Genomic DNA, 12437 nt, shown 5'->3' on the forward strand with positions numbered 1-12437 from the left:
TTTATATCTCCTTTATAGACAATTTTTTAGATAAACCTGCAACATCTTTTTGCTTTGATACTTTTTCCCCTAACCCACGTTTGAATAATAAAATGAACGGCAGGAACACAACTGCATTGACAACCAATGGTACACCCCAGAAAGCAGAGTAATTCACAACACCTGATACGGCTGTTTCAAACATTGTAACAGACCTGCCGGCAGAGAGGTTTCCTAAGGACGCACCTACTCCATATGCAAGCATAATTATTATCTGCTGAACTCCCGGCCGTGCCGTACTATCTTCGCACTTACTGTCAAGGTAAATGCACGATGCAGTGAAAAAGAAGGCAGATGCCACTCCATGACAAACAAGAGCAGATATTACAGCCGGAAAAGCAGGGCTTATAAGCAGTGCTACAAATCTCCATAAATTTGCTATAAGTCCTATTATCAATACCTTTTTGAAGTCCTTGCGTACTATGAAGTAACCAAGAACCCCAAGTGCCACAGCCTCGGCTATTTGTGCCACACTCATCAAGGGCATAATATTGGATTCTCCGTAATTACTCTGCTGTAAATACGGCCCGATACCGAACAGATAGTATTGAAATGAAGTAAATGTAATAAAAACCATTACCGCAAGAAACAGATTCTGTGGCTTTTTGAAAACGGACAAGGCTTCTCGCGGTACAAGTGATTTCCGGCTTTCAGGCACAATCTTTTTAACAGGCAGAGTAAATGTATATATAAATAATATTAGCGAAATGCCTGCAGAAATTTTCAGAGCATCTGCCATCCTGTTAATAGCCATTATACCCGTGAGATTTCTCATCCATACAAAGCTGAACAGCCACCCCGCCGATATCCAACCTATGGAACCCCACATCTGGATACCGCCGAAGTTTTTCTTTGCATTTTCCTCATGGTGGAACACTACTGCTGATACGCAGCCATTCGTACATCCGAAGGAGAGCGTATAAAACAAATATGAGACAAGCACCCATTCAAACCTAGTCTGAAGAGTAAGTATAATCATAAATATAGCGGCAAACAGGTGGCAAATCCCAAGAAGCCGATTTACTGTCAGTATTTTGTCTGCAATCAGCGTTCCAATAACAGATGAAAAAATTGTAGTTATCCCCGACACCGAAAGTATAATTCCTGTCTGATCACCGGAAAAATGCAAGCATTTTATCAAGTATAAGCTCATAATCGGACAAGTTATTCCCGAAATGAAGAATTGTAAAAACATTAACATTGAGAGTCTTGATTTTATAAATTTATTATATTTCATAGAACTCCCTTCTTTAAGCTGTAAGGCCTTTTGGCAGTTTTCCTTCTTTTATCCAGTCTGCAGCTTCTATAGGATCAAATACAGTCCTTATTTTCTGCGGCCCACTGAAGCTGCGTGCATTTTCCAATACATCAATTATTTCCATTACATGAAGTGCATGGCTCATATCCAAACGGCATTTTCTTTTATGTAAAATAGCATCCGCGAGTTCTGCCACTCCCTTTGCCCAGTCCACATTCACTTCATCCTTACTTCTGAACTCAAAATCCTCAGGCCTTTCAAATTCGTATTCTTCCTTCTCTGTTAAATATACATGTGAATTCGCACGGTCTTTTGAATCGGAAGTTATCCTCTTCTGAATATATACTTTTTGCTGAACATCCCAATATAAATCATCGGTTGTAAGAACACCCTCATCTCCCACAATCATCAGTGAATGATTATGCGGTGCTACTGAGCCTATTGTCAATCTTGCTACCATACCTGATCTGAATTCCAGGCACGCTTCGCTGTAATCAGGCCCAAGGTCATCTATTCTGTCTTTGTTTATTTTATTTGGTACAAGGCAGCGGGTGTATGCCTGAACTTCCTTAACAGGCCCGAAAAATGCCGTTAGTAATGTAAGGCAATACCCTGCATGTTCCAAAAGACTTCCTATCTTAAACTCATTTTCATATGGCCATTCAGTTCCTGTTCTGCTTATCCAAGTCCAGTAACGCATATTATGGACAGCACCGTCGTCAAGCTGTGCATATGCAAGAATAGGATGTCCGATTTCTTTGTCTTTCAAGGCTTTCATTATTCCCTGTGCGTATTCTCCCAAAACAATACTTGGTGCAGATGCAATGAATAATTTTCTTTCCTTTGCTAAGTTCACCAGCTTTGATGCCTCATCAAAATCCATTCCCATTGGTTTTTCAGTGTATACATGTTTATTGGCCATAAGCACTGCTCTAGAAACTTCATAATGACTGTGTGGATTTGTGCAATTTAAAACAATTGATATCTCCTTTTCCTTCAGTAAATCCTCAACAGTGCCGAAATGCTTAACTCCATAAAACTTTGCAAACTTTTTTGCTCTGTCAGTATTAATATCTGTTACTCCTACAAGCTCCAGTTCCGGGTGGTTCGGTAGTGTTGTTGCATAGTAATTAGCAATATAACCGCATCCTACAATTCCAATTTTCATAATATTTAATCCTCCGATTCTTCATAGTATTTTAGTTTATTACCGGTTAATTCAAAGTAACCGGTGTTTTGTGTGTATTTTTGCAATTCAACGGTCCGTTATTGTTTATCATTATAAAGTTACCAATTTGAGTTGGGTAGTTATAACATTTTTATAACCATATACAATTCAAGCTGTCGGTTTTTACGGAATTATATATAAAAAGCTACAAGAAAGTAACCTTTTTGTAATTGTAAAGTAACTTTAATATGATTTTCTTCTAAACTATGATAAAATATTAATATTCATAATAAAAGTTGTGTATTTTAGGGGCAGAAATAAACTTACATTTGATACATATATACGGCTATACTCCTATGTTTTAATTCTTTTGGATATTCTTTTGTTTATCTTAATGTTCCTATTTATACATTCTTTTTTTGAAAATTTCGTAAAAAATGCAAATTGAATTGGAGAGATTATGAATTTAAAGAAGATTAAGAGTTTGATAAGTGATATACCTAAGAAAATTAAGAATTACAAAAATAAATATCCCTCAAAATATAAATATATAATTATTTCATGTTCAGGCGCTGCAGCACTGGCTCTTACAGCAGCAATCGTTTTCACTCTACCACCCTCAAGTTCTAAATTCGTTGCTGCAGATAAACAGGAAAGTACGGCTTCAATATCCAGCCAAACAACCCCACAGAAGTATTCGAAATCCGAGTCAGAATCAACCGCTTTAACTAAAACATCCCGCGGTATTACTCCTATGAATCCTAAACAAGGAGATGTTATAAAGTCAGGAGTAAAAGACAGTACAGTAACCGTTATTCAAAAGAGACTTATGGATCTGGATTATCTCGAAATTGACGAACCAACGGATGAATTTGGAGAACCGCTTCAATTCGCAATAGAATTATTTCAGCGTAAAAATAAGTTACCCATAACAGGTGAAGTTGATGCCAAAACATATGAGCTTTTGCTTTCAGAGGATGCTAAAGCATATACAGTATCTCTTGAAGCTGAAGGAACTGATGTACAGCAGCTTCAGGAACGTCTGTATGAATTAGGATACATAAATAAGGCAACAGGTTATTTTGGTACAGATACCGACACCGCTGTAAAGGAGTTTCAGAAAAGAAACGGTCTTTATGATGACGGTAATGTAGGTAAGCAGACAAGAGAAATTTTATATTCGACAAAAGCTGTTCCAATGTCCTTTTATTTAGGGGACGAAAACAGTGAAATACTTCAATTTAAGCAAAGATTGTATGAACTTGGTTATCTCACCGCAAAACCCAGCGGAAAGTATGATAACGATACAGTTCTTGCAGTTAAGCGTTTTCAGGAAAATAACGGTTTGATTGCCGATGGTTTTATAGGGCCGGTTACAAAAGATTTGCTTATGTCGGCAGATGCTACTGAAAATGCCCTTGATATAGGCGATAGCGGAGACGATGTTACAAAAGTTCAGACATACTTGAAAAAGCTTGGATATCTGAAAGGCGTAACAGGTTATTTCGGCTCAGACACGCATAATGCTGTTCTTAACTTCCAGACAAGAAATGGTTTGGGACAGGACGGAAAAGTAGGTTCGCAAACTATAGCCAAACTCTTATCCCCTGATGCAAGAAAATGGACCGGCGGTTCAGGAAGCGGCTCAAATGGTAACAATTCAGGAGGATCAAGTAATTCAGGCGGAGGTAATAATTCCGGTGGAGAAAGCAACGGCGGAAACTTTGTAAGTCCAAGCGTTGAGCGACTTATATCAGTAGCAAAATCAAAACTGGGAAGCAGATACGTATATGGTGCAAAAGGGCCTAATACCTTTGATTGTTCGGGATTTGTTTATTGGGTATTAAAAAACTCAGGAGTAAGGCAAGGTTATATGACCTCCGGAGGATGGGCAGGAAACGGCAGATATAAAAGGATATCCAGCATGAGCAGTATAAAACGAGGAGATATCATTACATACAACGGACATGTTGGTATTGCATTAGGAGGCAACCAGATGATTGATGCATCATCAAGTCAGGGCAGAGTTCGTATTACAAACATAACTTCTTCCTACTGGACAAGGAATTTTGTTTGTGCATTTAGAATTTTCTAGAATTTAAAAATAGATTAATACGCTATGTATTCCATAGCGTATTTTTATTATGTTAATAACAAAAAACCCGCCGGTTTTAACCGACGGATAATTTAGGAGTATTATTTATGGAAGAATAAAATTAGTCTATTTTGATAACTGCCTTTACAACATCCTGCTTGTTGTTTATTACATAGTCAAAAGCATGTGCAACATCATCAAAATCGAATTCATGTGTTACTATACCTGTTATATCTATGATTCCCTTTGATATAGCCTTTATAGCTATAGGATATATGTTTTTGTAACGGAAAACTGATTTAATTGTAGCTTCCTTTGCCATAATCTTTGCAAAGTTAAATTCAATTATATCCTGTGGAGCCAAACCTACAAGAACGATGTTACCACCGTTTTTAACAAGGTACGGTGTCTGTGAAATAGTCCTTGCAGAACCGGCAGTTTCTATAACAACATCTACTCCCTTTTTATCAGTGAGTTTGTCTATTTCTGCAAACACATCAGTTTCTGCCGCATTTATTGTATTGGTTGCTCCCAATTTTTTTGCGTATTCCAGTCTCTTTGGTATTACATCAACTACAGTAATGTCAGTTGCTCCGTTTGCTTTACATGCAAGCAAAGTAACAAGTCCTATTGTTCCTGCTCCAAGGATAACAACTGAGCTTCCAAGCTTCACATCTCCCTGATTTGCTGCGTGCATACCAACCGCTAAAGGTTCAACCAATGCGCCTTCTTTAGTTGTTATGTTATTGGGCAGTTTAAAGCACATATTTTCCGGGAAAGCGATATAATTCATTAATGAACCGTGGTATGGCGGTGTTGCCAAAAATTCAACATCCGGGCAAAGATTATATCTTCCTGTTTTACAGAATTCGCATTGTCCGCAAGTTATTCCCGGCTCCAACGCAACCTTGTCTCCAACCTGTAAGTTTTGCACTCCGCTGCCAACTTCAACAACAGTTCCTGCACATTCATGTCCAAGTATGAAATCTCCGTTCACTATAAAATCACCGATTTTTCCATGCTCAAGATAATGCACGTCAGAACCGCAAATTCCTACATACTCAAGCTTTACAAGTACATCCTTTTCTCTGAGCTTTGGAACCTCTATGTCCCTTATCTCCATTTTGTTTATTCCGGTCATATAAGCCGCTCTGTTTTTCATAATAAAAACCTCCACACAATATATTATCCTTTAAATTTATATTCAAATCAACTTTATTATCAACTTTTATAAAACACTTTAATTAACTTTCTTTTTTTTATATTACACCAAATAATTTAAATATACAATACAAAGATACGTGAATAAAGATTTTTTCACGTACCTTTGTATTTTTAATGGTACAAATTATTACTTAATAGCTCCGGACTTCTTCAATATATCTATATATTGCTGTACATTATCTTTATTTACAAGTGGATTACCGATATCTGTATCAATTTGTTTTTCTCCGCCTGTTAAGAGCTTGTTGCTTGTTTCAAGTAATTTTGTAGCAAGGTCATATGCACTCTGCATACAAGTTGAAGTCATTCTTCCTTCCTGAATCAAAAGCAGTGCTTCTGCTGTTCCGTCAACACCATATGCAAGCATGTTTTTGAATTTAGGGTTATCTTTAACTACTTCAAGTGCTCCTGCTGCCATGTTGTCATTCATTGAAATAACTGCATCAATTTTATCATTTGACTGTATCCAGTCTTCCATGTACTTCATAGCTTCGTCTTTGTTCCAGTTTGCAATCTGTTCGCCAACGATTTTTACATCAGGACGTTTTTCAAAGAATTCTTTCTGCCAGCTCTTACGTCTTTCATCAGCGTGGAAGTTTCCTGAAGGTCCATCCAACACTACAACTTTTGCATTTTGAGGAATCTGCTCTAATGCTGCACGAGCATTTACTCCAGCCTGTTCATATGGATTTGCGTCTACTGATGATGCTCCTTCAATTCCTGAAATACGAGCATTAGTTGTTATTGCATGTATACCTGCCTTAACCACTTTTTCAACGTATGGTCTTTGAGCTTCACCGTTATTAGGCTGAACAATAACCAGATCATACTTGTTTGTGATAGCATTTTCAATCATTGAGTTTTCAGTATCGTCATTTGCCTGACCATCGAATACATCAAGCTTTATGTCCGGGTACTTCTTTGCTTCATCCTTTACAGCGTTTGCAAGCCAAGCTGCAAATGAGTCAGATTGGGCACGAGCTATATATGCTACCTTATAGCCCTTTGAGCTGCTTCCGCCTGAAGATGTTGAATCGGAAGTTTTAGGTGTCCCTGTTCCGCATGCTGCCAGAAAAGTGATTGCCAGTGACATTGATAGTACGCTAATTAATTTCTTCTTCATCTGTGTGTCCATCCTTTTAATAGATTTTTTATAGAAATAGTTTTTATTATTTAAACAGCAGAGCTGTTTAATTTGAATTAAGTTTATTTCTTTACTGCTGCTTTCTTGTTTTTTGTATTTTGTTTGTCTTCTATTCTACCAAGTGTACTCTTAGTTCTACGGTTTTTGGACTGAATGTCGTATATAACGGCAAGGGCTATAATTGCACCTCTTACAATCTGCTGCATATAAGAATCTACACTGGTGAGGTTCATAATATTGTCAAGGAAACCTACTATAAATGCACCGGCCAATGTACCTGTTGCAGTTCCAACACCACCTGAGAAGCTGGTTCCACCGATGATAGCCGCTGTTAAAGCCGTAAACTCATAACCTACAGCACCATTTGGAAGACCTGCATTAACACGGGACATGAACAATACTCCTGCCAACCCAACGAAAATACCATTGATTATAAACGCAGTGTACTTAACTCTGTGAACGTTGATACCTGATGCAACTGATGCTTCTTCATTTCCACCAACGGCATACAGAGAACGTCCAATCCTGGTGTGTTTCAATATATACCATGTTACTATTGCCAATGCCACAAGGAATATGATAGGTATTGGAATAACGCCTACAGAACCTTGTCCGAAAACTACAAACTTGTCAAGCTGTAAAATGTTTTGTCCTTTTGTATAAAGCAGTGCTACACCTCTTGCCATTGTCAGCATTGCCAAGGTTGCAATAAATGGGGGAGCCTTAAAAGTACTGATCATCAAAGCATTTATAAAGTTACACACAACACCGGTAATTATACCTACCAACACCGCAACAACAAGTGAGCCTGTTGCTTTATAAGCAGATATTGCAAATACTCCTGAGAGTGCCAATACGGAACCTTGCGACAAGTCAAGCATTCCTGAGATTATCAATATTGTCTGACCAAATGCAAGAATTGTTGTAACTGCCAACTGTCTTGAGATATTTGTCAGGTTGCTGGTTGTTAAAAAGTTTGGGTTTGCCAATGAACATATTATGAATAATACAAACAGTACCATAAAAATACTGTATTTCTTTTTTGCCGTATTCCATAGGTTATTACTTCTTAAATCCATTTTATCTCACCTCATCTGATGTTAAAGTTCCAGTAGCATATTTCATAATGAGCTCCTGGGAAAAATCTTCTCGTTTAATTTCGCCTGTAACTGCACCCTTTGACATTACATAAATCCTGTCACACATACCTATAAGCTCAGGAAGCTCGGATGAAACCATTATTACTCCCTTACCTTCCTTTGCCAAATTTGTCATTAGTTTGTATATTTCAAATTTAGCACCTACATCTATACCTCTTGTAGGTTCATCCAGTATAAGAACATCCGGGTTTCTTATCATCCACTTTGCCAATAAGACTTTCTGCTGATTTCCGCCGCTTAATGAAGCAATAGGCGTTTCCAAAGTAGGAGTTTTTACCCTCATTTTCTCGAACATATCTGATACAATGTTTTGTTCAACTTTCTTGTGATACCGGAATCTGTAAAATACCTTCTGAAGAAATGCCAATGTTGTATTTTCCCTTACTGATCTGACTGGAATAATACCGTATCTTCTTCTGTCTTCTGATAGCATTACCAGTCCTTTTTCAATAATCTGTTGTACATTTTTGACTTTGACTTCTTCTCCCTTGATATTAACTGTTCCTGATGAAATAGGGTCCAGTCCGAAGAGCGATCTCATAACTTCAGTTCTTCCTGCCCCCATAAGTCCGGCAAAACCAATGATTTCGCCCTTTTTCAGGTGGAAGCTTACGTCATGGTAAACGTTTCCGTTACTTAATTTCTTAACCTCAAGTAACTTTTCTCCGATTTTGATTTCTTCCTTTGGATAGGTGTTGGTCAATTTTCTTCCAACCATTAACGCGATTACGGTTTCAATGTCAAGTTCTTCCTTCGGATGACTCTCAACAACTGTTCCGTCTCTGAATACTGTTATTTCGTCAGCTATCTGGAATATTTCGTCCAGTTTGTGAGAAATATAAATGATGCAAACTCCCCTGGCTTTCAGTTCTTCAATTTTTTTAAAGAGCTTCTCAACTTCTTTTTGCGTGATGGCCGAGGTCGGTTCATCCATGATTATAATATCGGAATTGTATGATATTGCCTTTAAAATCTCTAACATCTGGATATCGGAAACCGTCAGATCCTTTAACAGTGTGGTAGGTAAATAAGGCAGATTTTCCTTTTTTTAATAATTCCTTTGTACGCGTTCTAACTTCTTTCCAGTTTACATTACCAAATTTGTTGACTGGCAGGTTGCCTAGAAACAGGTTTTCCTCTACCGTCATTTCGGGAACGTAGTTCATTTCTTGAAAAATCATTGATATACCAAGATTCCTAGCCTGTATGGGATTATTGATTTTCACAGGTTTCTCATCAATGAATATCTCACCGCCGTCGGGTTGATAAATCCCGTTAATGATTTTCATCAATGTTGATTTTCCTGCTCCGTTTTCCCCACACAATACATGCACAGTACCTTTTTTTACAGTAAAATCGATTTTATCAAGAGCTTTAACCCCTGGAAAGGATTTTTCAATTTGCGAAACTCTTAGCTTAATGTTTTTGTCCATTTCCTTCCCCCATAAGTTTTCTTGTATAAAAACCCTATAACACTTATTACTATAATTACCATCTTTCATCGACCGATTTATATAAGACTTTTATAAATTACTTTTAATAAGATTATATCGTATAATTAGTAAAAGTCAACATAAAAAATTAAAAAATTTCAATTTAATTTTAGTACATTTGTACAAAAGGTAGAAAAATGTATTTAAAAATGAAAGGCAGCAATATGCTTATACATACTACTGCCCCTATAAGAATTGCTTTTAAACGTTCTTTATAAATTGATCAACATGAGCAAGTGCAGCACCTACAGCGGTTGCCTCAAGTTTGTACTTACATGCGTGAAGGTAATTTCCGTCTATTTCAAAAGTATTGTACCTTGCCACCATTTGCCTTAACTCACCAATATATTCATCCATGTAAGCTCCGGCATATCCGCCTAATATAACTTTACAGTCAAACAACATACGCAGATTATTTATTGCTACTATTAAATGCGATATATATTCATTCCATAACTTTTTTTGCGGTTCCTTATTTAACTTCAATAATCTGAAAAACTCTGCAATATTTCCGTTGGTACTATCTGATAAAAGCTTTGCCGAGCAATATGCATCAACACAGCCTTTTTGACCGCAATAGCACTCTCTTCCGTTTGGTACTATGGTCATATGCCCAAACTCTCCGCCTCTTTGGTTCTGCCCATCATAAATGTTTTTGGCTATTATTATAGAGCCTCCGACAGAATTGTTTAAAGAAAGATATGCCACATTTTCATTTGAATCTTCACGCCACATTTCTGCAAAACCGCCCGCGTTGGCATCGTTGCTCAAAATAATGGGGTATGGAATAAATTCCTGAAAAGCATTTACACTACCACCCTGAAAGTCAATAACCGTAGCGTAACTCACAGTTTGACGGTCATCAGAAAGTATGGCAGGCAATGCTATACCGACCCCAAGTATATTGGCTTCATTAATTCCAGCTTCACTTACCAGTTTTGTAACAAGTTGGCCTACTCCCTTAAAATACTCTTTGTGATTTTTAAAAGGGTACTGTATTCTGAAATTCTTTAGAAGCTTTCCGCTAAGGTCAATTATTACAATACTTACATGGTTGCGTGTAATGTCCAGACCTACTGCATATTTTGCAGAACTATTATATGAAATAGCCTTAGCCTTTCTGCCTCCCGTGGATTCAAAAAGACCTGTTTCTATTACCAGCCCACGTTCCTGAAGTTCCTTTATATTTTGAGTTACTGTAGGCAGACTCATGTTTAAGGTATAAGCAATCTCCTGGATAGATATGGGTTCATGTTTGTAAAGAAAGTTATATATGGCATTTCTGTTTATTTTTTTTACCTCAATGCTATTTACCTTAGTTGCCATAATTTCAACCACCCAACTTTTATAAATGTCTTTTATTAATGTTAATACTATAACAAATCTCATTTTATTTCAATAGCAGTCACCCATGATTATAGCATAAAATTTACCATTATATATTGGTAATTTTCTGTAAATGGTTAAAAAAATTTAGAATTTAGTATTTTTATGAGATATTGTATAGATTTTAGTACATTTTATGGTATAATTATTTTAGAAAAGTAAATATATACCGCTGTCACAAGAATAAAAATTGTCGAAATGCAGAGGTGAGAATTATGTACATTCATAATCGATTGCTCGCATTAATTTTTAGGATTTTGTTTTTATTTGGTTGTGGAATAGGTTTATACTTGAACTCTGGTATTCCCAGTGGAAAATTTGCACCTTATATGCTTATTTTCTACACGATACAGAGTAATGCATTGTGCTTCGTATTCTTTTCTATTCTGGCGGTAAAAAATGTGATTGATATCAAAACTAAGGGTATCAAGGGTTCTACCAGCGTCTTTCCCCACTTAAAGGGTGCAGTTACCATGACAATTTCAATGACATTTATTATTTACCACTTCGTACTGATCCCTTTATATACTTCTCATGATGCAAACTATAGAATACTTAACTGGCAAAATATTCTGGTACATTATTTTGTTCCCATAATGACTGTTTTGGACTGGCTGTTATTTGACAAAAAACAAAACTTCAGGTGGTTTGATCCCATGCTTTGGATTTCTGTTCCAATCTCATATTTCATATTTCTTATCATAAGAGCAAGAATAGGCGGAATGATTGCAATAGTACAAAGCAAATATCCATATTACTTTGTAGATGTTGATATTCTCGGATGGATTAATGTATTTAAATATGCAGGTGTTTTTATTCTGGGCTTTCTTATTCTTGGGTATGTTATTTATTTGGTTGACAAAATCTCCCTTGGCAATATCAGATTTAATTTTGTAAAGCCAACTAGTTTTTATTCAAATACTTATAAAGCTTGACCATGTTTGCGGCATCGTCAACACTCTTGTGCTTTGTACCATGGAAGGTTTGTCCGATAATTTGAAGTGCCTTAGCAAGATTGCAGGAGGAAGAAGGGAGTGCTGTAACCTTCATAAACTGCTCCTGTAAATCTATTAGTCCGTCTTTATGGATTATTTTCATAAAATCCTTATTTTTAGTTCTTTGCCTTCTAAGACTTCGTTTAAGGAGAAAAATGTCATAGTTCCCCCATGTATACAGTATGGAGTTTTCAGTGCTTTGGTACTGAATTATCCATTGGTAAAAGAGGTCGATTGCCCGGTTGAAATCTATCCCGTTTTCTACATCAGTTTGACTAAGGCCTGTAAGCTCTTTGCAGTAATCAGATAAAACAGGCTCTATTACGGGTCTTATTATAGCTGTAAATTTGCCGATTTGTTCTAAATTTTGTCCGGTTGCCACAGCCCCTATTTCGATTATTTCAGTATGGGGTCGTTTATTTTTTTCATTTCTATCCCAGCAGGTAGCTTCAAAATCAACAAATATTAACATATA

9 protein-coding genes and 1 pseudogene are annotated in these 12437 nt (G+C 36.8%); 2 read left to right on the forward strand and 8 right to left on the reverse strand.

The features are described 5' to 3' along the window. Nucleotide 1: 1 nt before the first annotated feature. Together L323_RS30580 and L323_RS30585 are read right to left on the reverse strand one after the other, a co-directional pair. Nucleotides 2–1276, reverse strand: coding sequence for an MFS transporter (locus L323_RS30580; protein WP_020815469.1), 1275 nt, complete (start codon nucleotides 1274–1276; stop codon nucleotides 2–4). 13 nt (nucleotides 1277–1289) lie between these two features. Further along, entirely contained in the window at nucleotides 1290–2465 is a 1176-nt protein-coding gene (locus L323_RS30585) for a Gfo/Idh/MocA family protein (RefSeq protein ID WP_020815470.1), read from the reverse strand. A 460-nt stretch (nucleotides 2466–2925) separates the two neighbouring features. On the opposite strand from L323_RS30585, the gene L323_RS30590 reads away from it, so the two are divergent. Further along, complete coding sequence (locus tag L323_RS30590) at nucleotides 2926–4560, forward strand: peptidoglycan-binding protein (RefSeq protein WP_020815471.1); 1635 nt, start codon at nucleotides 2926–2928, stop codon at nucleotides 4558–4560. 121 nt (nucleotides 4561–4681) lie between these two features. Here the strand turns inward: L323_RS30590 and L323_RS30595 are convergent, their stop codons facing one another. From L323_RS30595 to L323_RS30615, 5 genes and pseudogenes are all read right to left on the reverse strand, one after another. After that, entirely contained in the window at nucleotides 4682–5722 is a 1041-nt protein-coding gene (locus L323_RS30595; protein WP_020815472.1) for an NAD(P)-dependent alcohol dehydrogenase, read from the reverse strand. A gap of 189 nt (nucleotides 5723–5911) precedes the next feature. Then, a complete protein-coding gene (locus tag L323_RS30600) occupies nucleotides 5912–6907 on the reverse strand; it encodes a sugar ABC transporter substrate-binding protein (RefSeq protein ID WP_020815473.1) in 996 nt (331 codons plus the stop codon). An 83-nt stretch (nucleotides 6908–6990) separates the two neighbouring features. Continuing rightward, a complete protein-coding gene (locus tag L323_RS30605) occupies nucleotides 6991–8007 on the reverse strand; it encodes an ABC transporter permease (RefSeq protein WP_020815474.1) in 1017 nt (338 codons plus the stop codon). A gap of 1 nt (nucleotide 8008) precedes the next feature. Next, nucleotides 8009–9521: pseudogene (locus L323_RS30610) on the reverse strand (sugar ABC transporter ATP-binding protein). A 261-nt stretch (nucleotides 9522–9782) separates the two neighbouring features. Next, nucleotides 9783–10907 (reverse strand): ROK family transcriptional regulator, encoded by a 1125-nt coding sequence (locus L323_RS30615; protein ID WP_020815475.1) that lies wholly within the window; start codon nucleotides 10905–10907, stop codon nucleotides 9783–9785. Nucleotides 10908–11296: 389 nt separating this feature from the next. Here L323_RS30615 and L323_RS30620 point away from each other — a divergent pair, with 389 nt between their 5' ends. Then, nucleotides 11297–11902 (forward strand): Pr6Pr family membrane protein, encoded by a 606-nt coding sequence (locus tag L323_RS30620; protein WP_242835272.1) that lies wholly within the window; start codon nucleotides 11297–11299, stop codon nucleotides 11900–11902. Here the strand turns inward: L323_RS30620 and L323_RS30625 are convergent. Beyond that, nucleotides 11871–12434, reverse strand: a complete 564-nt coding sequence (locus L323_RS30625; RefSeq protein WP_020815477.1) for a 3'-5' exonuclease — start codon at nucleotides 12432–12434, stop codon at nucleotides 11871–11873. The genes L323_RS30620 and L323_RS30625 overlap by 32 nt on opposite strands. Between the last annotated feature and the right edge of the window lie 3 nt (nucleotides 12435–12437).

It is taken from the genome of Ruminiclostridium papyrosolvens C7, from assembly GCF_000421965.1.
Taxonomy (GTDB): Bacteria; Bacillota; Clostridia; order Acetivibrionales; family DSM-1351; genus Ruminiclostridium; species Ruminiclostridium papyrosolvens_A.

Excerpts from the sequence above, each read along its gene's own strand:
- L323_RS30615 (WP_020815475.1), bottom strand. The coding sequence starts at position 10,907 with ATGGCAACTAAGGTAAATAGCATTGAGGTAAAAAAAATAAACAGAAAT.
- L323_RS30625 (WP_020815477.1), bottom strand. The coding sequence starts at position 12,434 with ATGTTAATATTTGTTGATTTTGAAGCTACCTGCTGGGATAGAAATGAA.
- L323_RS30585 (WP_020815470.1), bottom strand. The coding sequence starts at position 2,465 with ATGAAAATTGGAATTGTAGGATGCGGTTATATTGCTAATTACTATGCA.
- L323_RS30580 (WP_020815469.1), bottom strand. The coding sequence starts at position 1,276 with ATGAAATATAATAAATTTATAAAATCAAGACTCTCAATGTTAATGTTT.
- L323_RS30620 (WP_242835272.1), top strand. The coding sequence starts at position 11,297 with ATGCTTATTTTCTACACGATACAGAGTAATGCATTGTGCTTCGTATTC.
- L323_RS30600 (WP_020815473.1), bottom strand. The coding sequence starts at position 6,907 with ATGAAGAAGAAATTAATTAGCGTACTATCAATGTCACTGGCAATCACT.
- L323_RS30590 (WP_020815471.1), top strand. The coding sequence starts at position 2,926 with ATGAATTTAAAGAAGATTAAGAGTTTGATAAGTGATATACCTAAGAAA.
- L323_RS30605 (WP_020815474.1), bottom strand. The coding sequence starts at position 8,007 with ATGGATTTAAGAAGTAATAACCTATGGAATACGGCAAAAAAGAAATAC.
- L323_RS30595 (WP_020815472.1), bottom strand. The coding sequence starts at position 5,722 with ATGAAAAACAGAGCGGCTTATATGACCGGAATAAACAAAATGGAGATA.